We start from the raw sequence: 23,539 nt of genomic DNA, 5'->3' as shown, positions 1-23,539 counted from the left end.
AATAGAATAACACACTCCACATCTTCACGATTCTTCTTTCTGCTCATTTTTCACAAGAAAATTATTGTTTAATGCGCGAATAAACCAACGGGGGTCTGACCCCCGTTGCGTTCATGCGCGAAACGGTGCCAGACCCCCAATGTGACATTATTTATCCTGTTGTAAAAACGCCTCTACTTCCTCGACAGTCGGATAGGAAGTTTGCGTGCCGCGCTTCGTAACGCTCAATGCTGCGAAGGCGGTCGCTTTTTTCATAGCTTCAAGCACATCTCGGCTCTTCACATAATAATGTGCGAAACAGCCGATGAAAGCATCTCCTGCCCCCGTTGTATCGAGCGCCTTCACCGTGTGGGATGCAACGGATTGGACATCTTCCTTCGTCACCCACATGACGCCCCGGCTCCCCATCGTGACAATGACGTTTTTTAATCCGCGGTCAATGAGCGTCATGGCTGCCGCCTGAATTTGCTCATCACTTTCAACCGGCATGTCTGTCAAGATTTCCAGCTCGCTTTCATTCGGGATGAAAAAGTCGCTTTTGCAGACATATTCAAAATCAAGCTCTTTTGAGGCCGGTGCCGGGTTCAAAATCACCGGGATATGATGCTCGTTGCCGAATTCAATGGCACGATACACGGTCGGAAGCGGGACCTCCAGCTGAAGGACGATCAAGGAACATTGCTTCAGCTTTTCAGCCGCTGCGGCCACATCCTCCGGTGCGAGGTGCTGATTTGCCCCTTTGATGATCAGGATGCGATTTTTCGAATCAGGGTCGACAAAGATCGGCGCAACCCCGCTGGAAGTACCGGGCACCTTAACCGTGAATTCCGTATCAATGCCGTATTTTTCAAGGTTTTGGATCGTGTTGTCGGCAAATAGGTCATCGCCGACTTTCGTCACCATCATGACGTCCGCGCCCAGTTTCGCTGCGGCCACTGCCTGGTTGGCACCCTTCCCGCCGCAGCCGATTTCAAAGTCCGGCGCTTCGAGCGTCTCCCCTTCCTTTGGCATTTTCTCGATGTATGAAATGAGATCCACCATGTTAGATCCAATGACTGCAATATCCATATTTCTTCCTCCTTATTTCTTTCCGGTCACAACGGTGAATGAACGCTCTTCCCCTGCGCCGAGCTTGATCAATGTCCCGTCTTTTTCTGCTTTTACATAACCTTCCGGACGGCATGTGGCAGGCAGTACGAATGCCCCAACCTGCTGATCGGCATTGTACAAGAGCCAGCGAGTCGCATAGTTCAATTCCGCCGTCGAAAATTTAGTGAAAAATGCGGTGCCATCCGGTGCCGTCATTTCAAACTCGACTTCTTCACCGTAAGCATTCAGCCGGTCGGCAAAAAAGACGATTTCAGGATCATACATATCCGGCCGGTTCAGCACATTTAATGTTTCGCCACCGTTTAAAAGCTTCTTATTATATGTAATCCATTGTTCGGTCGGCTTCACATGATCCGGGATCGATTCACGCAGAACGAACGCATCATCGGGGATGTTCTGTGTCATCACGCCATTTTCCATAAACGCATAATTCGTGTGGCACATATATTGAAGCGGCATATCAGAACCTGATAGATTTTTCACCTTCATGTTCATTTCAATTCGTGAAGCCCCTGCCATCATTTTAACATTTGGCGACGCCAAATAGTGATGTCCGAAGCCCTTTACATATTCGGTTTCCCCGCAGACCTTGATGCCGTCGATGGAAATCTCAAGCCACGCAAGGTCCATTTCTGCGCATGCCATTTCACCGTGGAGCTCGTGGTCATCATCCGGGCCCGGGCAGCCGTTGGCAATCAGACCGGAGTGAAAGGCAAAGCATCCATAGGTATCGACAATTGCCTCGACGTTTTTCGGCTGGGAGAACATATTCTTCATTTTCAGGTCCGTCCCGTCAAATTCAAGATCCCAAATGATCTGCCCCATGTATGGCAGCACAACCATCCGGCCGCGCGAATTGAGCACTTCGATCGCTTCTACCCCTGAAGGGTAGCGAAAAAGGCTTGCTGTAAATTCTTCGTCTCGATAGATGACTTTTTTCTGATCTTGGAAAAATGTTCGCTGCAGTTCAATTGTTCCAACCATGATATGCATCCCTTTCTTGTTGATGAATTTGTTCAGGCAGCCCATTGCGGCTGCCTGAACTTATTATTCTATTTTCTTCACTGCGCCAATTTGATCGATTTGTCTGTTTCTTTTACGACAGCTTTCTGTTTCTTCATTTCACCGAAGAAGTAGAAGCCGACATATAGGAAGCAGCCCATTGATACGATGAACGCCGTTTGCATGGAGCCGAATGCGTCGGATGCGTATCCTTGGATGGCTGGAATGACAGCTCCACCGACAATGGACATGACGAGGATCGCTCCTGCTGTTTCGGTATATTTCTTTTCAACCACTTCGAGTGTTTCAGCATAAATCGTCGGCCAGCATGGTCCAAAGAGCATACTCACTGCAATCGCTGCATACACAGCCGTGAGGTTTGGAACGAGTACGACATAGGCCAATAAAGCAGAGCCGATGATCGAATAGCTGAACAAGATTTTAGAAGCAGAGAATCGTGTCATTAAGAAATTGGCAATGAACTTACCGGCAAAAAAGGCAATGAAGCTGTAGACCATGAAGTTCGAAGCCGCACGTTCATTGAAGTCCGAATTCAAATCGAGCGCCAGGCGGATCGTGAACGACCAAACCGTCACCTGCATGCCGACATATAAGAATTGAGCCGCAACCCCTTTGCGGAAACGTTTGTTGCCTGCCAAGTATTTCAGTGTCTGGCCGATGCCAGGCGATTTCTCATTATTTTTTGTTTTTTCTGCTGCCGGTTTACATGCCGGGAACTTCGTAAATGCAAACAATAGGAACATGGCAACCAGGACAAAAATGATATATTTATAGGGTTCAAGTGTATGCTGGAGCATCTTCAGCCCAAATGCCTTCGCTTCAGCATCAGACATGTTCGCCATTTGCGACTCGAGGCTTGCACCATCCTGGAACACCAAGTATTTCCCCAAAAGAATCCCTGCAATCGACCCGAGTGGGTAGAACGTCTGGCTGATGTTCAAGCGCAAAATCCCATACTTGCGGCTGCCAATCATCGAGCTGTATGTATTGGCCGCCGTTTCCAGAAAGCCCAGCCCGATGGCAATCGCAAAGATCGCCACAAGGAACATCGTGTACGTCGCCATATGGGACGCCGGGTAAAACAAGGAACAGCCGACGATGTAAAAGAGAAGGCCGGTCATGATCGCAACCTTGTAGCTCATTTTTTTGATGACCATGGAAGCCGGGATCGCAATCAGGAAGTACCCTCCGTAAAATGCACTCTGCACGAAAGCACTGGCAAAGTCGCTCAGGTCAAATACATGCTTGAACTGAGCAATGAGAATATCATTCAAGCTCGCCGCGACCGCCCAGAGCGGAAACAGCAATGACACAAGGATAAATTGGAATATAGGTGTGCGATTCAAATATCCATCAGGCAATTGAATCAATTCGTTGTTCTTCATGGACAAACATCCCCTTTGTTTGATTGAAATTTTCTTTGGTACTCGCAAGCTAATTTGGCAGAAAAATAGATTGATAGTAAGTTGATTTCATGAACTTCAACCACTGTAATTTAAAGCGCTTTCATATTATCTTTAAGAAGAAGGCACAATGCTTCGTGCCTCTATTCATTAGGGGGTTTTTATAACACTCTTTTCATAAAGTTTGTTGCTAATCATTAAAGGTTGTGTAGGTTGATTTCCGCTTCAGGATGCTCGCTTTCCGAGGGCCCTCACACGAAGTGAGGTCGTTCGATGTTGGCACACGACGTGCCGAACTTAATCGAACATCCACCTTACCTCTCCTCGCTTCGCTGCAGGGTCTCACCTGGCCCGCTGTTCCCTCCGGAGTCTCGCACCTTACGCTCCAATCCACGTCATATGATGAGCTATTGAAAAAAACTGTTAGAGGAAACAACAATCTTTAAGAAAAGAGCCATTCACTATGAGGTCTGTCCACTTTGGATCCCCTTTGGAAAGAGAGCCCTGGAAGATTCCCTGACGATCAGCTCAGGTGAGAGTTTGTATTCCCGTTTCGGCAGCGGCTCCTTGAATTGGATTCGTTCATGGAGCAGCTGAAAGGCGATTTCCCCGACGGCATGCATCGGGCGGGACACCACACTAAGTTTCGGATTCACAAAGGTCGCAATCTCGACGTCATCAAATCCAAAGAATGAAACTTCTTCGCCGAGCTTCCAGTCCAGTGCGCTGACGGCTTTCACACAGCCGATCGTCATCAAGTTGTTCGATGCAAAAATCGCTGTAGGCCTCTCCTCAAGGTCATGCAGCTCCTTCGCTGCCAAATAACCGCTTCGCTCGCCAAAGTCCCCTTGTATGATGTAGCGTTCATCAAGCGGAATGTTGTAATCCTCCAGCGCTTTTTTGTAGCCGATGAACCGCTCGCGCCCCGGCGTTGTGTTCTGCGGACCACAGATGATGGCAATCTTCTCATGGCCTTGAAGGATCATGTGCTGCACCGCCTGATAAGAGCCTTTGACGTTATCGACAAGCACGGTGTCGCAATCATAGCGCTGGATGCTTCGGTCGACTGCCACGACAGGAATCCCTTGTTCGTGCACCTGCTTCAGATGATCGCCCGCTTCGTTCGCCGTCGTGAGGATCACGCCGTCCACTCCGCGTTCAATAAAGTTCTTCAAGATTTCACCTTCGACGACCGTGGATTCATTCGTACTGGCCAAGATCGCTAAGTAGCCATTCTCCCGGGCCTTTTGTTCAATTCCTGCCATGACGGATGGAAAGAACGGGTTATTGATATCCGGAACGATGACCCCGATCGTCTTCGTATCCTTGATCTTGATGGACCGGGCTGCCGCATTGCGGATATACCCCGTCTCCTCGATTGCCTTCAGAATCCGCTCTTCCGTCGCCTTGCGCACACCCCCCTGGTTGTTGATCACCCGCGAAACGGTCGCAATCGAGACCTCAGCGACTCTCGCTACATCCTGAATCGTTGCTTTTCCTTCCATTGGACAAAACTCCTAAATGTAAACGTTTAGATTCTTACGAAAAAAAATAGAACTTATACACGTTTTACCAGATAATGCTGATGGAACAATAATGTAAACGTTTAGATTTTTGTTCTTGGCTATAATCTAGCATGCCATTAAAAAGATTGCAAGAAGTTTTTTGAAAATTGCAGAATCAACTTTTTTCCATTAAAGCATAAAAGGGGGTCAGACCCCCTTATACAAATACAAAGCAGCACGCCTTAAAAAAGGTGCGCTGCTTTTTTCCGTACATAACCTTATACAACTAAGGAGGAAAAACAATCTCTTTTGGCTATGAAAAGAGACAGTGCCGGGCAGGCGTTGGGTTGTGGGCTTACGTTAAATCTAGGCTTTTCCACTTACTCTTCGCAGCTAGTGGAAAATAATATCGAAACACGACAGAGTTCTTCTATCATCACTTCTGCAAAAACCTTGGATGCTACGCCTGTAAAGTTGTTGCACAAGTTGGAAATATCATCATTGAAGAACTGAATCACTTCAGGCGCGAAAACCGGGTAGACCGCATTCGGACCTCCCGGGGATAATCGTTTGACTACTGTCTGATCGTAGTACGGATTACCGGACAACGCAGTATCCGCAAGATCGGCTACGGCAAATACCCCTAACGGACAAGGGAGCGGGCTGACGATTTGCTGTTCCTCGTTGATGACGACTACGGTGAGCGTCACACCACCAAACTCCACTGTTGGCTTCAACAAGGTAGCCAGCGCTTCAGCTTTTCCATCCCCCATTACCATAACAGGGACGATATAATTTCCGTCTGACGGAATCAGCGGTCCGACAGTTGCATCCGGATCCTTGCCGATCGTATTGAGCAGTTCATTATAATACGTCACCCATGGAGGGGAAAGCTGTACTTCTACTGTTTTCTCCATCTAAAACCTCCTAACTATCTATTAATTATGGTACATAATATAGTATTTCATTAGGAGGAAAGGGTGAGGGCAATTCTAGTAATTTTCGTAAAATAGAGTAAGGAGAAAAGGTTATGGTTGATTTACGTTGAAGGATGCCCACATACTGAGGGCTGGCTACAAACGAGAGATCATCGCGCGGATTTGGTCCCGTTTCACCTGGGCCGACTCTCAATCGGGAGTTATTCGCTTCGACTTGATACCGTTTCCCGGGTGCTGGCTCTCAAATGGAAGCTATTAGACTGGAACTATCTCTGCTTTCATTTCATAAAAACCGAAACCAGCTCCCCCCAGTCACCCGCTTACGCATCACCAATCCTGCTTCTTCCATGACTGTCAGCATGTCCATCATCACTGCAAACGGATCTTCATAAAAAGTGAAAAGGCCGCGTTCGATCCCGCTCTCCCAAATCTCCCTGTATGGCAGAAATCGGTATCCATCATCTTTTCTCAATGCCTTATCATTCAATAGTTCATGCAACAGACGATACACCTTTAGGCTCTCCGTCGGAAACTTCTCGTCCCTTGAGGCTGCATACGCTGAAATAAACACTTCCTATCATCTCCTTTTGTCTTCTATATAGAGAAAATGATAGGGAAATGGACACATCGAAAAGATCTTGTTTTTCAAATGCTTTAGCTTCCTCAATTCGCTATGAGACACTCCTGCCCCGCTGTTCATCCAGAAACTCGCATCATTGGCCCTCCAAAAATGTATAATTCTTAAGGTACCACACTATACTTGTAGTAAGTTTCTGTTCTGTGTTAAAACTTGTAGTTACTTGCAGTTATGTGTAGAGTTGGAGGTAAGAGGTGATGCATATGCCAATCACGGAAATTGAAAAAAGAGTGTATGAGGAAAAGATTCATTTACTTCATGAATTAGATGTAGAAGAGTGGGCATCCATTTGTTTCAACGATAATCATTTTCGTCTCATTTTCATCAAAGCCATGACCAACCTCATCAAGGACACCACATTGGCATCCACCAGTAATTGGTCGGAAACCCTTCTTCTCGATGACTATGATGCTGCAAAGGAAGCCCTTGAAAAGATCTTGCTTGAAATGGTTAAGGTCGCTAGCGGGACTCGTAAAGTTCGGTCATTAAAGATGAAAACACCTAACCCTACTAACATCAAGGGATACACCACAGGACAGCTAGCTACTTACTTCGGTGTGAGTACAACAACGATCAACAACTGGATTAATGAAGGAAGATTTCTCAAAAAATCAGAAGACGGCAACTTAGACCAGGTGAAACGAAAGACGACAAACGAGAAAATCAGGATTCATCCTGACTTTTGGTACGATGCACCGTCTGGGGTAAGGTATCAAGTGAAAGAAGCAGTGGAATCCTACCATGATGACATAAGAGAGTGGCAGGAGTCTAAACAGTCCAATACAGTAAATGAAAAAGAGCAGATCCTTTCTTATTTGGATCATTTTAAAAAGAAATACGAGGGAGAAGACTTTAACGCAGTCTTTGGAAACAAAGACTGGAACCATCTCACCACTGAAGAAGAAACCGATGCGGCGATGTGGTCTTTCTTTTTACAGAGGATAGCGGATGAAGAAGACTCTCGGGATTAAACGGACGAATTTTTCAAAGCTGGGACGCTTAGATTTTCGGGATATCATAGAAGAAGTGAATGAAATATTCGGAGTCGAAGTTCCTGGTCATCACGGTCCCTATGTTTCAATTCAAGCAAAACGGATCCGCTTTAAGCTCTTTCTATCAATTCCCTCTTTGAAATGTGTAGAATTTATCGATAATCAAACGGACGAAATAATTGAATACTTTTATGACTGGGATGATTCTCCAGGGACATTAATGAAATTTCATGCCCATTATCATCCTAAAGAAGCACCAGGTCATGTGAAAGAATTCGATCCTTTTCATCTGCACATGAAAGAAAACGAATTTGATCAAGAAGCTAAGAAACGGGAACGAGATAATGAATATAAATGTTTATATAATGTTTTACTTTTCATTAAGCGCTACGTTTATGTCCGAAGGTATGTTGAAAATAACAGCAAGTAATAAACCTGAGTCAATCTACGAAATTTTGTGATATAACTCAGGTTTTATTTTTTTCAATCAGATGGCTCTCCCCCTACCCATTCTTCAGCACATTCGCCATTTCTTCCAATGCGCAGCGTTTGAGGATATGATAGCGGGTCCCTTCTTTTTGCAAAAAACCTTTCTCGCAAAATTGGGCGAAGACGTGAAGCAGATGGCGATAGGAGACACCTAGAAAATCGCAGACCGCTACGTGTTTTTCTTTGTAGATCCCTTCATCGGATGTCTGTAGGATGAAATCCGCCAGCCGGTTTTCAAGCGGGAAGGCCAGGCTTTGCGAATATTTGGCCGCCATTTTGGAGGCTTTTTCACTAAGAAACGTGGCTAGTTCCCGCAGGAATTTTGTATCGTCGAGCATCTTCTCCCGGCAGCGGTGAAATGGGAGGGCAAAGCAGATGGTTTTCGTCGAGCTTTGAATACCTTTTGTGTAATACACTTCATTCAATAATTCCATCTCTCCGAAAAATTCATTCGCGTTCACAAAGTTCAGCAGAGAAACTTTCCCGTTTTGATGGGTCAAATAAATCTTGGCTTTCCCTTCGATGATATAAAATAAAAAGTCCGGCCTCATGCCTTCCTGGATCATCCATTCATCACGCTCATATTCACGGACCTCAATAAACTCCTTAATCGGAAACGAAAATAAATGGTCAATGGAGTGCACCTCCAAATACTGCTTCCGTTTATCATTTTTGTAAATTTTCATCGTCCACCTCCAAAATATGAGATATCTCATATTTTTGCCTCTACCTCCATGATATCATGCAATCATTGGAGGTAAACAAAAATGAACACACAACGATGGATGAGCAAACAATTTTTTAGTTTTTATTTGACTTGGGGCATTTTCTTACCTTATTGGACCGGTTGGATGATTCATACAAAAGGCATTTCCGTCGGGCAGGCGAGTCTGATCATGAGCATCGGACTCGTGGCACGGGGACTCTCTACTTTATTTGCTTTTCCTACCTTATCAGGGAAATTCAGCAGCAAGAGCTTGTTGAACGGAGCGGCGATCGGAACCCTGATTTTCATTCTTAGCACCACGATGACAGGATCCTTTACCACCCTGCTTATCGCGACTTTGCTTTTGCATTTGTTCTATCCGACATTGATGCCGGCTTTGGATACGGCAGCTGGTGTACTTGTGCAAAGCAAGCAATTGAAACATTACGGAAAAAGCCGATTGTGGGGATCGACCGGGTTCGTCGTTGGCGGGCTGTCACTGACACTCTTTACAGGGGCGCTTGGCGATAGAGTGATTGTTTGGGTGCTCGCAGCCGGAATGGCAATCTTCTTGGGCCTCGGTTTGTTGCCGGCACCGGATGTGTTATCGGAAAGACCAAAAGTAGATAAAACAAAGCTCGGCAGCTTTCTCGATCTATTCAAGATTAAGCACTTTGGACTTGTCCTGATCATCGTCATTTTACTGCAGGCAGCACATGCATCCTATTACAATTATGGGTACATTTATTTGCAGGAGATTCATGCACCTAAATACTTGATCGGCGTCATCATCAATATCGGGGTCATCGCGGAGATCATCTTCTTTTCGGTGGCTGATAAAAAGTTCGGCAAATTTTCGTCCGGGTCCCTGCTGGCACTTGCCGCATTTGGATCGACCGTACGATGGTTATTGGTCTATGCCTTTCCGAGTGTATGGGTATTCTGCCTGGCACAGACGCTGCATTCCTTCTCGTTCGCGATGGGGCATTATGCATTCATGAAATACTTGATCAAAAACATCCCCCATGCGCAAATTCCAAAGGCACAAGGCATTTATTCCGCGTTGGCGCTCAGCTGGAGCACGGCTGCCTTCACGATCTTCGGGGGCTACTTATACGAAATCGAACCAAGGTACGCATTCTTGGGAATGGTCGTATCCACGATTCCATCCATGCTTCTTGCGCTTCGTTATCGATCTTTGACGCAAAAAAAAGAAGCCGCTGTGACGGCTGCATGATTGGAGGGACAGTTAAACTGTCCCTTTTTTAAATGAGTGATTTCTACTTTTTTATAACATTTCTTTAAAGTTTTTTGCTTGGTCATCCAATTTCTTTGCTGCACTGCCGATTTCATTGAAAGCAGACACAGCTTCTTCGTTTAGTTTTTGATTACGCGCGACACTCGTTTGGGAACGCAAAGTGGCTTCATTGATCCTTTTGATTTCTCCCGTTATTCCTTCAATATGATCATGGACTTCTTTAATGGAATCCTGCACACGATTGGACAGTTTCCTGACTTCACCTGCTACCACATTGAAGCCTCGTCCATGCTCTCCTGCCCTCGCTGCTTCAATCGCAGCATTCAAGGCTAATAGATTCGTTTGAGTGGCAATTTCCTTGATGGTTTTGACAATACTGCCGATCGATTGCGCCTCTTCTTTAAGCGAATCCAGGATTTCTAAATTCTCTTTCGATTCATTCACCAATTTATTGGTCGATTTGGAAGCTTCTTCGCTTCGTTGGATGCCGTGGTTTGCTTTTTCACTTAACTCTTCTGACATCTGCTGAAGCTGTGATGCGATTTTGACTGTATTCGTTTCCCGTTCAGTAATATCGGTTGCAATCTTAACAACGCCAATGACAGTGCCATTTTCGTTAAATACAGGCGAATAAGTTGCTTCTAACCAAAGCAGTCTTCCACTTTTGGTCACACGCTGAATCTTTTCCTGAAAGCTCTTCCCATTTCTCAAGTTTTTCCATAATTCCATATACGCTTGACTATTGCCATATTCAGGTGTGCAAAATTGTTTGTGCTTCATACCAGGCATTTCTTGCACAGAGTATTCCATGGTTTTCGCAAAGTTTTCGTTGACCCATAGCACGGAGCCGTTCGGATCAAATTCAATCATGGCCAATGAATGTTCAATAGCGGTCAACACTGCACTTTCATCCAGAGCTTGTGTACTTTCCAAGTAAGTAGAGGGGATTCTCATTTTCGTACGTTTCTCCAATCTTATTGTATTCATTTGGAAGACAGTACAAATAAAGTTTTCTCTTTCGTATTACATGCCGGCCGGTTGCGCTACTAGCTCCCATTCATTGAAGCGCCCAATTCCCAATGAATGATCTTAACTTCCAACGTCTCTATTTGTATGACTATCGTACTAAAAGGCCGATTGTTTTACAATTGAATTTACTAGAATATTTTTTCTTTTCTTATTTTTTGTTTTTTACGGCCATAAGTAAGATTAGTGATTATATTGTCTCTATTAGAATGTTTAGTTGATTTCCGCTTAAGGGTGCTCGCTTCAATCAACACCAAATGGTCAGTTACATTTTAAAAATAAGCTAATCACCATCAAAAAAGCATCTATTTCAATTTCATTTTCATCCCTTCATGCGTCGCGTTGAAACCTAATCTCTCATAGAATCGCAAAGCATCACCTCTTTGCTTATCGGTTGTCAGTTGGATCAAATGGCATCCGCGTTCTTTTGCCCGTTTGATGGCATAGCGAATCAGTTCGGTTCCGAGGCCTTTTCCTCGAACAGCTGATGAGGTCCTTACCCCCTCAATCGTTGCTCTCCATCCACCTTGATGAGTGATGTACGGGGTGAACGTGACTTGTTGTACCCCAATCACTTCATGGCCGCGGCAAGCGACAACCAACTCATTATTAGGGTCAGATGTAATTGCCTGAAATGCTTTGAGATAGCTTTCTGGGAGAGGCTGTTCATATCTTTCACGTATACTGCCTAACTTGTCATCTGCCAACATCGCTACAATGGAATCTAAATCTTTTTCTTCCGCTATTCGAAACGTGATTTCTGCTTCCATAGCTGTGCCCCCTTTGTTTGAAATGCCATTTATTAATTTAATAGTACTGCACAAAAAGCGATAAGTTAATGAGGTTGTTTTTATTGTTTGACATAAGGGTTTCTTATATTGGCTCTAAAGTAAGTAAATAAATTGGGTTCAGCTCCAGGATGCTCGCTTTTTGATTCCCTTTATTCCGTTTCCTGCTCCCAACTGGCATCAGATTATCATACTTTCGTTTTTTTCCATCGTAGGTTTTGGGCTTAAACTTGTAAAAACCTTAATTTGTTCAAGAGCTTTTTTGAAGAAAACCTTTAGAATAGCCCCTAAAGAAAAAGCCGCCTTTTATGGCAGCGCAATGAGTATGCGTTTCATTCTTTTGGGGAAAGGACAGGTTTCCTGTTCCTTCGGGCTTGAATTCAAGCCACAATTCCACTATCAAACAAACTCTCCCAATAAATGCTCTTCAATGATATCTATATTTCGTTTATTCTCGTTGTATTTGATAATATGCTCTCTCATATCGGGATACAGGACGACGTTAGGCAATTCCGTCAGTTTGACCCATTTTACCCCTGTTTGATTAGGATCGGGCTGATCCGGTATTCCGGGGCAGGATCCGTCTTTGATTTCACATGCGAATATGAGGCCAAGTGAGTGTGTTTCTCCATATTTATTGGCGTTCATATGCGGGGCATACTCGTAGACAAACGCCAATGGACCAACCTCTACCTCAATAGACGCTTCTTCCCTTGTTTCTCTTTGAACGGCTCCGATGATCGTTTCATTCGGTTCTACACCGCCTGCTGGGAGATTGTAATGGAGCCCGTTTTCGTCATTGAATTCTATCAAAAGAACCGCGTCGTCTTTAATAATGACTGCACCTGCTCTGACTCTGATATGATAGGACAATATTAACCTGCCACCCTTCTAGGTTTTAACGATAAAATCAATCATGGTCTCCTCAAATTCACCTAAAAATTCTTCAAGTGTTCTATTGATATATTCTTCACTAGGTATACTTCTTAGGATTTTTTCTTGGGAATATACCTTGCCGCCTTTGATAATCCAATCGATGTTTTTGGTGTTTTTGATATCTTCAATCGGATCACTGTTCAAGACTAAAATATCAGCTATTGCACCTTTTTGAATGACACCTCGGGTATCTTCATGTAAACTTTCGGCCGCGATAATTGTGGCGGCCCTGAGAGCATCCATTTCAGGAAATCCCGCCTTTACAAACAGCTCCAATTCTCTGTGAAGAGCCATCCCTGGAAACGTCCATACGCCTGCAGGAGTGTCAGTCCCTGCCACGACTGTGCCGCCTAATTCAAAATAGGTTTTGGCAATTGCTTTATTGATTAGACTTTGTTTACCTAACATTTTCAGTGCATCAATATTTTGGGAGATCGCTTCCCACTGTCCGATCAGTGGATGGTCTTGAAATGTTTTCTTCGTTATTTCATTGTCGACTTTCCAGTAATCCGGCAATCGATCCATTTGGTCAAACAAGATCATAGTCGGGCATATAATGACATCGTGTTTTAGTAGTTCCAAACAGACATCCTTGATAAGGGATAAATTAGGTTTTTTCCAATCCACTTCTTGCCAAATATGTTGAGGAGCACTCATGTTCCATTGGGGATACATAGCTTGAATAAATCCAGATGCATGTTCATTCCACTTAATCCCCATCCTTGCCGCATTAACGGCATTTACTTTTTTGGCGTGTATTAAATCACAGCTTACTTCTATCCCAAACTTACTCGCTTCCTGTACTACTGCCGTCATAATTTTCTCAGAAAGCATTCCATAAACTTTAATAAGGTCCGCTCCCGCCTCGATTTGCCTCCTTACTTCACGCCTTGCCATATCTGGATCATCAATATTGATCGACCAAGGGGATGTTTCTCCAAAAAGTCCCGGGGGGCCGTCTATGATCCGGTCTGCTGAAAAAACTCTTGGGGTAGGGTCTGTATTGCCCGCTTTCATTAACTTTTTTAACTCAAGTACATTTCCACCTGTATTTCGGACAGTGGTAATGCCTGAAGCAACGAAATGCGGAGCAAATTTTTCTTTAATATGTACGTGCATATCAATTAAGCCAGGAATGATCCATTTCCCGGTTAGGTCAATTGTTTTAGGAATGCTTGAGTCCAGTGATTCTAGATGATCACTCCCTTTGATGACTTCTGAAATAATCCCATCTTCAATAAGAACCGATGCAGGATAAATGGTAGATGCCTCCACATCAACTAAGTTAGCATTTTTCAGTAGAATGCTTTGCTCTAAAGACAATGACAACCCCCCCTTTAATTGAAAGTAGTTATTATATTCAACAACTACTGCATTTCTCCCATTGACAAGTTATTGATTCACCGGATATTTCAACGCGTTTTTTTCGATTTTTTTAAACACTTCTTCTTCTAGATCCACGCCCATTTTGTCAGCCATCTGCAGCAGGTAGATGAAGACATCGGCCATTTCCTCCTTGATATTTTGCTCGGGTGACTGCAGCGCATCTTCACTGCTTTTCCATTGAAAATTCTCCAGCAGTTCGTTTGCCTCAAGTGAAATTGAGATGGCCAAGTCTTTTAAGTTATGGTTTCCTTCCCAATTTCTTTCATCGCGAAATTGGGTGATAGCATCGATCATGTTTTTCATGTAAAAGCCTCCATTACATACAGAATATGTAATTAATTTTACCATATTGAAGTCTTTACAGGGACATATTCATAATAGTCGTCCTATCGTTTGTTTCCTGACTTGAAGGTAGTTTATAATGAAGCCGGACATTAAATAGAAGCAACTATACAGGAATTGTGGGGGACTGCTCCACTAACCCGAAAAAATTTACATAGAAAAGAGGAATAGTATGAAAGCACTTGTGTTTGAACAATTTGGCGGACCGGAAGTTCTGCATTATCAAGAAATCGAACGTCCTACCGTTGGACCGGATGAAGTACTCGTAAAAACGAAAGCAATCGGCTTGAATTTTGCGGATGTCTATCGTCGAAAAGGCAACTACCACCTCTCCGGACAGCCTCCGTATATATTGGGATATGAAGGCGCAGGTATCGTAGAGGAAGTTGGCAGCGGTGTATCGTCCATTCAAAAAGGCGACCGCATCGCATTTGCGGATGTGCCGTATGCGAATGCCGAGTTTGTGGCTGTTCCTGAGGAAAAAGCGATTCCTTTACCGGAAAGCATTTCATTCGAAACAGCTGCGTCTGTATTGCTGCAAGGATTGACGGCACATTATCTCGTGCATGACAGCTATCAGATTAAAGAAGGCGACACCGCGCTCGTTCACGCAGCGGCAGGCGGAGTCGGGCAGCTTTTGACACAAATGATCACCATCCTTGGCGGCAAGGTGATCGGTCTTACTTCTTCAGCTGAAAAGGCTGAAACCGCGAAAAATGCTGGTACCCACGAAGTCTATCTTTATGGCGATGAATGGGTGGATAAAGTGTTGAAAATGACAGAAGGAAAAGGTGTAGACGTCGCATTTGAATCCGTCGGCGCTACGTTATCTGACAGCTTTGCTGCGACCCGTATCGGAGGGACAGTCGTGTTCTTTGGAATGGCTGGCGGCGATCCTGCACCTGTGGATCCCCGGATGTTGATGGATACGTCCAAAACGATTACAGGCGGCGACCTTTGGAATGTGCTTACGTCCAAAGAGGAACGAATCAAGCGCTCCATCCAGCTTTTCGACTGGATTGCCGATGGAAAGCTGAAAATTGCAGAACCCGTTCAATTCCCATTAAAAGACGGGAAACAAGCTCACGAATTATTGGAAAGCCGTAAAAGCACGGGGAAACTATTATTGATGCCTTGATGGGCATAAAATAAACCTGGAGACACGCAAAATCAAGCATGTCTCCAGGTTTTTTCATTGATCGTTGACTTTACAATACTGGCGGTTCAATCAGATCTGTATCTGGCGGAATGTGTCCAAGATATCTTCCCATTTTTACGATTTGGCCTTTGTGGTGGAATTCATGGGTGGTGGTGTGGGTATAGAGCCACAATGTGGTAGGCTCTAGTTTTTCTCCGCTGCTCAAAGTCATGTGGATAATTTTGTCCCAATCACCTTGGAATTCACTCAGAAATTCTTGAACGAGGTCATCGACTTCTTTAAAAAGGCTCCGAACCCCGTTGATGTCTTTCACAGACTCTGGTGTGGTCTCCGGATACGATTTTCCAAGGGTACGCACCCCGAGCCACCATCGATAGCAATTGGCGACGTGAACTTGAGAGCTGAGGATGGAATCCCCGGCAAAGATCTCAAGTTCCTTCACATAATCTTCCTGTGGCAAAGATTCGCAGTATTGAAATAAAAGTTCTCTTGTGCGTTTGATCCAATCATACTGTTTTGCTAATACATCCATTTTTTTATTCTCCTTTGAATTGATTTTTTTATCGTCTTGCTGAGTATCGTGTAAAATTAGCCATTTACTATTAAGAGATGTTGAAGTCTATCAATTAGTTGACACACGCACATACATCCCTTGTGTCGCTTTTTCATAAGCGTCCTCATTCATCATTCTGATCCTCTCAGATCGCAATGACGCCCGGATTAATTCGCCCTCTCTTAATACAGATGGGTCTATCATACGAACTTTGTTTTTGCGATAAAAATCGTAATTCTCCCTATCCTCTTTGACAATTACTCTTGGATTGAGCTTGCTTAACAAACTGAGTACTTCTTGATCTGCTGATGACTTTATTTTACTGAGTACCTCGTCATCTTTCCCAAGAAAATCCTCCGGGGTGATAATCTGTTTTTCCAATGAGCATTTCAGGATTTTAGCCAACAGATCGTAGCCATAGATATTTAGCGGATCCATGAAAAAATCAATGACTTCTTTATAGTAGGTTTGGACAAACCATTCAGCAATTTCAACATCTTGAAGGTACATTTTCCCTTCTATGATGATCAGGTCATTCAAAAACCGTTGCGCCTCTTCCAACGAAATTTGTCCATACCTTTGCATATCACGCAGCGTATAATCCACACGATCCGCACATAATTCAGGTGCCGGCTGCTCCAATAATGTCCACTTCGTATCATCAAGCAGTACATCCGCATAATCATAGCCATGTTTTTTTAGGATAGAAGGGATCGCTGAATTTTCTACAACCGAGCTAAATATTTTCTCATGATAGTCCTCCTCTTTATGATTAAAAACAAAATCGACTACGTGTGAAAACGCGGTGTGTGAGACATCATGCAATAACCCCGCGATTTGCTCTTCTACCAAGCCGCCGAGTTTTTTGATCAGCAGCATGACCCCGATCGAGTGGTCAAAACGAGTGACATTCCACTTTTCATTGACCAAGTAGCTAGCCCCGCCTTGATGGATTTCCTTTAACCTTTGAACAGGCTCACTCAGAATTAATTCTTCTATTACTCTATCTACTTCGAATTCCCCGTATAGTTCATCTTTTATCAGCATTAAATTCACTCCATCAGTTAATTACGGGTAGTAAAAATAATAAATAGGATGATAAAGATTAAAATCAGTGATGTAACGGCCAATAGTGAATAAACAAATTTTAATAAAGGTCTGTTTTTACTTAGGAACCTTGGATTGAAAATCATTGAGATGAGTGGAATGATAAATAAAATGATCGCTAAGATTAAAACCATCCATAAAGAAATGCTTGTATTCATTCTTTCATCTCCCTTATAACGTAGAGGACAGTTGCACCATCCCACCAAGGATAATCCACCCCACTCCTTGGCTTTTGGGTCTAAAAACGCAGCCAAGTCCTATTGATCGGCTTCCATGCCATAAAATGAATATTCACCATCATAGCGCCACTTGTATGCAATGGTTTCAGCTTGTGCTTGTTTCATCACATCAAATTGATAAATCATACATACCACCTAAAACCTTTTATGTTCCAGAAAACTACTTCTTCTTTATTAAATCCTTTAACAATTCGATCATCACTTCGTTTTGCTTATTTCCCTTTCTTAGCTGTACTTCTATTGAAAACAGCGTCACTACCACGAAAATAAAACCAATAAGTATCATTTTCCCTCCAAAATTCAGGATCCTATTTCACTACACAAGGCATCCAGTAGATTTTTTAAATGCGATTCCAACGCTTTATCCACAATTTCACCAGTTGGTCTCAGCTTTTTATTTACAAATGAAACCGTCAAGGATCCTCCCTCCACAACCGATGCACTCATCATGGAAAGTGTACCCAATAATGACCCCATAGCCGTGCCACCTCCATCCGGGTGGGGCGAGGCGGTAATAACTGCTGCAGGTTTGTTGACCAATTCCCCTGAGGATACGACCCAATCAAGTGCATTCTTCAATGAACCCGGAATCCCTTTGGCGTACTCTGGTGTGCAGATGAGTACGCCATCCGCTTCTTGTAGCTGGCTGCGCCAATTGGAAACCGCATCATCAACGTCATCATGGTCTAAATCGGGATTGAAATGCGGAAGGCTGCCTATTTCTTTGTAGATAACTGCCTGTCCCTCTGATGGAATCATTGAAATAAACGCACGCAATAATGCAGAATTGGATGACTTCTCCCTTAGGCTGCCGGATATGGCTAAAATCTTAAATGGACGAATATTCATATTTCACCTCTTAGGTTCATTAGACATATTTCATCAACTTATATTTCTTTCTTTGCCACGTGTCCCATCTCCTCTATTTAAACAGAATCTTCCATCAAAAGTTGTAGAAGGCTTACTACCATTCCATGAATCTATGAATAGGCAAATGGGATATTATAAAGGAAAGAAGATATTAGGAGGTTTTATTATGATGCCTGGAACGTTATATGAAACACATGTAAAAACAAAAAATTTGGAAACAGCGATCGATTTCTACAAAAAGCTTGGAATGGACCTTGCACATACGATTGAAGAGAGACGAGTGGCGTTCTTTTGGTTTGACAGAAATAATAAAAAAGGACAAATGCTTGGTGTTTGGGAGGTCCCTGATGAAGACTTCAGAACGAGTCATTTTGCCTTTAAGGTTTCCTATGAAGGCATCGTCAATGCGAAGGATTGGCTTCTTGAAAGAGGCATCGAACCTAGGGATGCATTCGGATTGGAGCCTGTGGAACCAATGGTGCACACATGGATGCCTGCTGCCGCCCTTTATTTTCATGATCCTGATGGAAACTCATTAGAATTTCTTTGTGTACTCCCCGAAAGGAAAAACGCAGAGAGTGATGTCCTTTATTTAAGCGAGTGGGAAAAGCTGCCCCTTGCTGATTGAAATCCGCAAAAGGAGGAACAACCATGATTGATGAATATGACGTACTGAAGCAGGTTGAGGAAAAACGCTTTAAATAAGAGATAAAAAATCGACTCCTTTCATTTCCGAATCGAAAGGAGCCGTTTGTCTTTTCATTCTTTTTTATGAGCTTCAACTGTCGACTTTATTCCGTCAAGATAGGTGTCAATGACCACCTGAAAGCTCTCATCCACTTCAACGGGCATCCCAAACCCGCCCTGCTGTTCAATCGAGGCAAACCCATGGACAAGACTGCGAAAACCGCGGATCAGATGGACTTGCAGACCTTCATTTTCAATTCCAAACGCTTGAAATACTTGAATGATCGGATCAAGCACTTTCTTTGATGCTGTTTGAATTTCTTCTCCATCCCAATGAGGAGAACGCTCTGCAGCCTCGTAAAGACCTGGATGCCTGCGGGCAAAGTGAATGAATGCTTCTGCCAGAGACCTCACGGCATCCTCTTTCGATTTACCTACTGCTGATTGAGTCAGGGATTCGCTTAGTGATTCCAATCCGTATACAGTTAGTTTTTTTCTTAAACCCATTAACCCATCGATATGATTATAGAGGGACGGAGTGCGTACACCGAGTTTTTTAGCTAGTTTTGCTAAAACCAACGCATCCAATCCCTGCTCGTCTGCGATTTCCATCGCTGCCTGTAAAACCGTTGCTTCATCTAATCCTGCACGCGGCATTGGTTCATCTCCCCCTTCCTGTTGTTATCCTAAACCTTTTTCTGCTTCTGATATAGCCATTTTCATTTTCGTCAGTGGCTGCTTGATCCATTTTCCATGTCCAACGGCAAGAAGCTCCGGTTGAAGGCCAGCTAATTTTCTCGCACTTGCCACTGCAGTTTCCTTGTTCCATGTAGCGAAAGAAGGAAATGGGAAAAGCGGCTTCATTTTCCCCGATACGGCAATGCCTCCACGCGTTTGGAAGCTGTCTCCTACAATAAGGTGTCCGTTCCTTTCATCGAAAAAGGACATCGATCCCGGCGTGTGGCCCGGGGATGAAATGGCGATCAAAGAACCGATCCTGTCACCGTCATTAATCAGGACATCCGCCTGCGTTTGAATATTTTTAGCGACCCCTCCCTTAATAGGATGAATTTCTCCAGGGTCCAAAGAACTGTCCCCATGCAGCAGGCGGGAATCACGCTTGGAAATATAAACGGATGCGTGGGGCAGCTGACTTTTCAGTTTATCCAATGCCCCTACATGGTCCATATGTCCGTGGGTCAGCACAATGCGATTAATCGGCTTCCCGATCCTTTCCGCTGCTTGTAAGATCGATGCGGCACTATTCGGCAAAGCTGCATCAATCAGCGTTAAACCTTCCCCTTCATCCACCAAATAGCAGCTGACAGGAAACAACCGTGGCATAAACGTCAGTTGGTACGTACTGCTTTCTTGAATGACCTTCAATTTCCCCATCCCTCTCGAGTCGTTTTTATAAAACTAATAACGTTAGTTTCAATATAACTAATATCATTAGTTTTGTCAAAGGCATTTTGAACATGGCATAAAAAAACGCATGACATTTTTCGTCATACGTTTCGTTATGATGGCAGTCAAAATAAGAGTGAACATTCATTTAGAGGCTTTTATGACTTTAAAAGACAAGCTTGATAATATAAATGACAGTGCGATTAATAATGGTGTGACCACACACAGTCCCAAGAGGTCGGTTTTATAATTCCAGGGCACAAATTTGTCCCAAAATACAGCCATCAGCTTCCATAAGACGATAAAAATAAATACCGTGAAGACAAAATAAATGATCTTTTCTACTACTTGTTTCAGCATATTTCCCCCTTAACTGTTTTCAATTGAAAAAGGATTTTGGAAAAGCTTCCTTTGCTTCATATAGTCAACTGCCTTCGTCTTATTCTTTTGGTTGGAGATATGTTCTTTTTCTTTCTTATCTCTATAAAAGTTATTGAAGGACTCTTGTGAGAGAGTACCATCAGCAATTGCTTTTTTTACTGCGCAATGTGGTTCGCTTATATGCTGGCAATTCGTGAATTTGCACAATTTCGATAACTTTTCTATTTTTTCATAGCCGTAATAACCATTTTCTTTTTGATCCATTTCCCCACCTGTCCCGTATACTTTTGATAACTTTTAGGCTCTTTTCGTAATGTTTACTGCTCTTAATAGGAAAGTTGATTTCCGCGGAAGAATGCTCGCTCCGATCAACACCATCCGATGAATCTTTATCAGAAAAGCTGTTAAATCAACAAGCTAAAGGTCAACGACGACAGCATTTCCGACTAATACTTCACCAAATTCGTATGCTCCTTCTTTAAGAAATAATGCCGCTTTCCTTTTTCCGTCTTTGGATAAAGTAGGTGACGGCAAATAAGAATAAGTAAATGAACGTCATCCCGATTCCCATTGTCTGTGAAAGAGTAAACCCTTGAAATACAGAATAAATCATCCCTAAAATGATAATTGCCAGACTCACAAATCCTTTCGTCCTGTTGTTCATGTGGATAGACGAAAACACCGCAAGTGCTATGGCGCCTCCGATTACTTGGGCGGCAAAAACCGCTATGTACATCCAGATGTTAATATCCAACGCCCCCTTCTAATTTCATTTTCGCCATCCCTATATACCAATTATTTCATAATATTCAATTTAATCCAATTACTTCTTCCATCAAATGGACAATACTATAAGGAACCCCTCCGAATCATGGACGGGACTTATGAATTAACTTAAAATGGCATTATGACAATCGTAAACAGAAGCAAGTCAAAAAGGAGTGTTTATAGATGGCCGACATTAAATTGAATCCAAAGGTTGATGATTATTTAAGCAAATCAAAAAAGTGGAAAGCAGAATATGAAAAGTTGAGGGAAATCATTCTAGACTGCGGGCTGACGGAAGATTTCAAATGGATGCACCCTTGTTACACCCTTGATGGAAAAAACGTCGTGTTGATCCATGGGTTTAAAGAATATTGTGCACTGCTGTTTCATAAAGGCTCGTTAGTAAAGGATCCTCAAAACATTCTTATCCAGCAAACGGAAAATGTACAGGCTGCGCGCCAGATCCGCTTCACCAATGTAGAGGAAATCAATGAATTGGAACCGGTCTTGAAAGCCTATATCCAACAAGCCATCGAAGTTGAAAAAGCCGGTTTGGAAGTGGAGTTCAAAAAGAATGAAGATTACGCCATCCCTGAAGAACTTCAACATAAATTCGATGAGATGCCTGACTTGAAAGCGGCATTTGAAGAATTGACGCCTGGACGGCAACGAGCCTATCTTCTTTATTTTTCTAAAGCGAAACAATCGAAAACACGAACGGCCAGGGTTGAAAAATATACGCAGCACATCCTCGATGGAAAGGGATTAAATGATTAACAAGGGACAGGGCATCTGTCCCTTGTTTGTTTATTGTCCGCTACTTAACCGAACACTCCTCTCCTTTTTCATCAAAGGCATGCTTAAAATCAAATGCAAAAGCAGTCGACCCATTCTGAATATAATGGTCGTACCTCTTGAATGCTTCTTTCCATGTGACATCCTTCACCATTTCTGTCCACCACATTACATAGGAAAGGTGGGTTTCTTGATAAGGCTGCATCCATTTGCTCCTATCTCTCAACGCTTGCCTATGCAGGCCTGAGTAAGTAAAGCGAAATAAGGATTGAAGGTCTTTCCATACTGTCAGTGTAAGAATCGGGGCACCATCCCCCTCTATAAGATTTTCAGGGAAAGGGACTCCCTTTGGTGAAAGCGCATCTATCATTTTTCCGGAATCATTTGCCTGACGAAACACACTATCCCCTACTTCAAAAAACTCCTGAGAAGCAGGGTGGTCATTGGCATGTTTTAGCCTGCCGACCGTATAGATTGAAACGAAAGCCATAATCAGCCCTCCATATACAGGTTTTACTCATTTATATTCAAGAAGGATGCGGCAATAACCTTTTCTTCAAGGGACAGAGCGTCTGGTTTTCAATAATCTGTTTCCCTTCCGCTTGAATTTTTTCTTGGAGTGGAATCAGATTCGTATTCTGGTTCCCTTCATTTCGATGTTTCTCCATGACGGGCACCTGATCCCCTTTCTGATTCCCCTCAGCTTGGTTTTTCTCCGCGACGGGCATCAGATCCGCTTTCTGTTTCCCTTCAACTCGATTTTTCTCCGCGACGGGCATCAGATTCACTTTCTGATTCCCTTCAACTCGATTTTTCTACACGACGGGCATCAGATTCGATTTCTGATTCCCTTCAGCTCGATTTTTCTACACGACGGGCATCAGATCCGCTTTCTGGTTCCCTTCAGCTTGATTTTTCTCTGCGACGGGCACCTGATCCCCATTCTGATTCCCTTCAGCTCGATTTTTCTTCGCGACGGGCATCAGATCCGCTTTCTGATTCCCTTCAACTCGATTTTTCTCTGCGACAGGCAT

The 23,539-nt window shown here is 43.5% G+C and carries 29 protein-coding genes and 1 riboswitch; of the genes, 6 read left to right on the top strand and 23 right to left on the bottom strand.

From position 1 onward, the window contains the following. Positions 1-147: 147 nt before the first annotated feature. The 6 genes from rbsK to D9X91_RS19590 form a co-directional block, all read right to left on the bottom strand. On the bottom strand, positions 148-1,068 hold the full coding sequence (gene rbsK, locus D9X91_RS19615) for a ribokinase (protein ID WP_121682353.1): 921 nt from the start codon (positions 1,066-1,068) through the stop codon (positions 148-150). A gap of 12 nt (positions 1,069-1,080) precedes the next feature. Beyond that, positions 1,081-2,094: an aldose 1-epimerase family protein gene (locus D9X91_RS19610; RefSeq protein ID WP_121682402.1), complete on the bottom strand. Its 1,014-nt coding sequence runs from the start codon at positions 2,092-2,094 to the stop codon at positions 1,081-1,083. Between the two features lie 77 nt (positions 2,095-2,171). Next, positions 2,172-3,518 carry an L-fucose:H+ symporter permease gene (fucP, locus tag D9X91_RS19605; protein ID WP_121682352.1) on the bottom strand — a complete coding sequence of 449 codons (1,347 nt, stop codon included), beginning with the start codon at positions 3,516-3,518 and terminating at the stop codon, positions 2,172-2,174. 479 nt (positions 3,519-3,997) lie between these two features. Next, positions 3,998-5,041, bottom strand: coding sequence for a LacI family DNA-binding transcriptional regulator (locus tag D9X91_RS19600; protein ID WP_121682351.1), 1,044 nt, complete (start codon positions 5,039-5,041; stop codon positions 3,998-4,000). Positions 5,042-5,421: 380 nt separating this feature from the next. Further along, complete coding sequence (locus D9X91_RS19595; RefSeq protein ID WP_121682350.1) at positions 5,422-5,958, bottom strand: hypothetical protein; 537 nt, start codon at positions 5,956-5,958, stop codon at positions 5,422-5,424. Between the two features lie 304 nt (positions 5,959-6,262). Further along, the gene (locus D9X91_RS19590; protein ID WP_121682349.1) at positions 6,263-6,550 is read right to left on the bottom strand and encodes a hypothetical protein; all 288 of its coding nucleotides are present in this window, start codon (positions 6,548-6,550) and stop codon (positions 6,263-6,265) included. A 263-nt stretch (positions 6,551-6,813) separates the two neighbouring features. Between D9X91_RS19590 and D9X91_RS19585 the strand changes: the two genes are divergently transcribed. Together D9X91_RS19585 and D9X91_RS19580 are read left to right on the top strand one after the other, a co-directional pair. Then, positions 6,814-7,587 (top strand): MerR family transcriptional regulator, encoded by a 774-nt coding sequence (locus D9X91_RS19585; RefSeq protein ID WP_121682348.1) that lies wholly within the window; start codon positions 6,814-6,816, stop codon positions 7,585-7,587. After that, the gene (locus tag D9X91_RS19580) at positions 7,565-8,038 is read left to right on the top strand and encodes a DUF6516 family protein (RefSeq protein WP_121682347.1); all 474 of its coding nucleotides are present in this window, start codon (positions 7,565-7,567) and stop codon (positions 8,036-8,038) included. Before D9X91_RS19585 ends, D9X91_RS19580 begins: the two co-directional genes overlap by 23 nt. 73 nt (positions 8,039-8,111) lie before the next feature. Here the strand turns inward: D9X91_RS19580 and yeiL are convergent, their stop codons facing one another. After that, on the bottom strand, positions 8,112-8,783 hold the full coding sequence (gene yeiL, locus D9X91_RS19575) for a transcriptional regulator YeiL (protein ID WP_121682346.1): 672 nt from the start codon (positions 8,781-8,783) through the stop codon (positions 8,112-8,114). An 81-nt stretch (positions 8,784-8,864) separates the two neighbouring features. Between yeiL and D9X91_RS19570 the strand changes: the two genes are divergently transcribed. Next, positions 8,865-10,040, top strand: a complete 1,176-nt coding sequence (locus tag D9X91_RS19570) for an MFS transporter (protein WP_121682345.1) — start codon at positions 8,865-8,867, stop codon at positions 10,038-10,040. A 51-nt stretch (positions 10,041-10,091) separates the two neighbouring features. Here the strand turns inward: D9X91_RS19570 and D9X91_RS23110 are convergent, their stop codons facing one another. From D9X91_RS23110 to D9X91_RS19545, 5 genes are all read right to left on the bottom strand, one after another. Further along, complete coding sequence (locus D9X91_RS23110) at positions 10,092-11,015, bottom strand: methyl-accepting chemotaxis protein (protein ID WP_121682344.1); 924 nt, start codon at positions 11,013-11,015, stop codon at positions 10,092-10,094. A 69-nt stretch (positions 11,016-11,084) separates the two neighbouring features. Further along, positions 11,085-11,168: riboswitch (cyclic di-GMP riboswitch) on the bottom strand. Between the two features lie 224 nt (positions 11,169-11,392). Beyond that, on the bottom strand, positions 11,393-11,857 hold the full coding sequence (locus D9X91_RS19560; protein WP_121682343.1) for a GNAT family N-acetyltransferase: 465 nt from the start codon (positions 11,855-11,857) through the stop codon (positions 11,393-11,395). Positions 11,858-12,274: 417 nt separating this feature from the next. Next, a complete protein-coding gene (locus D9X91_RS19555; protein ID WP_121682342.1) occupies positions 12,275-12,748 on the bottom strand; it encodes an NUDIX domain-containing protein in 474 nt (157 codons plus the stop codon). A gap of 18 nt (positions 12,749-12,766) precedes the next feature. Then, positions 12,767-14,134 (bottom strand): amidohydrolase family protein, encoded by a 1,368-nt coding sequence (locus D9X91_RS19550; RefSeq protein ID WP_121682341.1) that lies wholly within the window; start codon positions 14,132-14,134, stop codon positions 12,767-12,769. Between the two features lie 69 nt (positions 14,135-14,203). Then, on the bottom strand, positions 14,204-14,500 hold the full coding sequence (locus D9X91_RS19545) for a nucleotide pyrophosphohydrolase (protein ID WP_121682340.1): 297 nt from the start codon (positions 14,498-14,500) through the stop codon (positions 14,204-14,206). A gap of 211 nt (positions 14,501-14,711) precedes the next feature. Here D9X91_RS19545 and D9X91_RS19540 point away from each other — a divergent pair, with 211 nt between their 5' ends. Next, positions 14,712-15,677: a quinone oxidoreductase family protein gene (locus D9X91_RS19540; protein WP_121682339.1), complete on the top strand. Its 966-nt coding sequence runs from the start codon at positions 14,712-14,714 to the stop codon at positions 15,675-15,677. Between the two features lie 70 nt (positions 15,678-15,747). Here D9X91_RS19540 and D9X91_RS19535 read toward each other — a convergent pair whose 3' ends face one another. The 4 genes from D9X91_RS19535 to D9X91_RS19520 all read right to left on the bottom strand — a co-directional run bounded on the left by D9X91_RS19535 (position 15,748) and on the right by D9X91_RS19520 (position 18,446). After that, a complete protein-coding gene (locus D9X91_RS19535) occupies positions 15,748-16,230 on the bottom strand; it encodes a DinB family protein (protein ID WP_121682338.1) in 483 nt (160 codons plus the stop codon). A 90-nt stretch (positions 16,231-16,320) separates the two neighbouring features. After that, positions 16,321-17,298 (bottom strand): HD domain-containing protein, encoded by a 978-nt coding sequence (locus D9X91_RS19530; protein ID WP_121682337.1) that lies wholly within the window; start codon positions 17,296-17,298, stop codon positions 16,321-16,323. A 459-nt stretch (positions 17,299-17,757) separates the two neighbouring features. After that, on the bottom strand, positions 17,758-17,883 hold the full coding sequence (locus tag D9X91_RS23070; RefSeq protein WP_267900823.1) for a hypothetical protein: 126 nt from the start codon (positions 17,881-17,883) through the stop codon (positions 17,758-17,760). Positions 17,884-17,897: 14 nt separating this feature from the next. Further along, positions 17,898-18,446 carry an NADPH-dependent FMN reductase gene (locus tag D9X91_RS19520; protein WP_121682335.1) on the bottom strand — a complete coding sequence of 183 codons (549 nt, stop codon included), beginning with the start codon at positions 18,444-18,446 and terminating at the stop codon, positions 17,898-17,900. A 187-nt stretch (positions 18,447-18,633) separates the two neighbouring features. Here D9X91_RS19520 and D9X91_RS19515 point away from each other — a divergent pair, with 187 nt between their 5' ends. Next, positions 18,634-19,095 (top strand): VOC family protein, encoded by a 462-nt coding sequence (locus D9X91_RS19515; RefSeq protein WP_121682334.1) that lies wholly within the window; start codon positions 18,634-18,636, stop codon positions 19,093-19,095. Positions 19,096-19,226: 131 nt separating this feature from the next. On the opposite strand, the gene D9X91_RS19510 is transcribed toward D9X91_RS19515, so the two are convergent. The 5 genes from D9X91_RS19510 to D9X91_RS19490 all read right to left on the bottom strand — a co-directional run bounded on the left by D9X91_RS19510 (position 19,227) and on the right by D9X91_RS19490 (position 21,696). Then, on the bottom strand, positions 19,227-19,811 hold the full coding sequence (locus D9X91_RS19510; RefSeq protein ID WP_121682333.1) for a TetR/AcrR family transcriptional regulator: 585 nt from the start codon (positions 19,809-19,811) through the stop codon (positions 19,227-19,229). A 24-nt stretch (positions 19,812-19,835) separates the two neighbouring features. Then, positions 19,836-20,540 carry an MBL fold metallo-hydrolase gene (locus tag D9X91_RS19505; RefSeq protein WP_121682332.1) on the bottom strand — a complete coding sequence of 235 codons (705 nt, stop codon included), beginning with the start codon at positions 20,538-20,540 and terminating at the stop codon, positions 19,836-19,838. Positions 20,541-20,705: 165 nt separating this feature from the next. Continuing rightward, on the bottom strand, positions 20,706-20,921 hold the full coding sequence (locus D9X91_RS19500) for a hypothetical protein (RefSeq protein ID WP_121682331.1): 216 nt from the start codon (positions 20,919-20,921) through the stop codon (positions 20,706-20,708). Positions 20,922-20,930: 9 nt separating this feature from the next. Beyond that, positions 20,931-21,206, bottom strand: a complete 276-nt coding sequence (locus D9X91_RS19495; protein ID WP_121682330.1) for a hypothetical protein — start codon at positions 21,204-21,206, stop codon at positions 20,931-20,933. Positions 21,207-21,420: 214 nt separating this feature from the next. Further along, on the bottom strand, positions 21,421-21,696 hold the full coding sequence (locus tag D9X91_RS19490) for a hypothetical protein (protein ID WP_148709094.1): 276 nt from the start codon (positions 21,694-21,696) through the stop codon (positions 21,421-21,423). 197 nt (positions 21,697-21,893) lie between these two features. Here D9X91_RS19490 and D9X91_RS19485 point away from each other — a divergent pair, with 197 nt between their 5' ends. Continuing rightward, entirely contained in the window at positions 21,894-22,487 is a 594-nt protein-coding gene (locus D9X91_RS19485) for a YdeI/OmpD-associated family protein (RefSeq protein WP_121682328.1), read from the top strand. Positions 22,488-22,527: 40 nt separating this feature from the next. On the opposite strand, the gene D9X91_RS19480 is transcribed toward D9X91_RS19485, so the two are convergent. Both D9X91_RS19480 and D9X91_RS19475 read right to left on the bottom strand, forming a co-directional pair. After that, positions 22,528-22,995, bottom strand: a complete 468-nt coding sequence (locus D9X91_RS19480) for a DUF3291 domain-containing protein (RefSeq protein WP_121682327.1) — start codon at positions 22,993-22,995, stop codon at positions 22,528-22,530. 37 nt (positions 22,996-23,032) lie between these two features. Then, positions 23,033-23,293, bottom strand: coding sequence for a hypothetical protein (locus D9X91_RS19475; RefSeq protein WP_121682326.1), 261 nt, complete (start codon positions 23,291-23,293; stop codon positions 23,033-23,035). Between the last annotated feature and the right edge of the window lie 246 nt (positions 23,294-23,539).

Origin of the sequence: Falsibacillus albus, from assembly GCF_003668575.1 — a bacterium.
Lineage (GTDB): Bacteria > Bacillota > Bacilli > Bacillales > DSM-25281 > Falsibacillus > Falsibacillus albus.
This window is presented reverse-complemented; position numbering and strand designations above follow the sequence as displayed.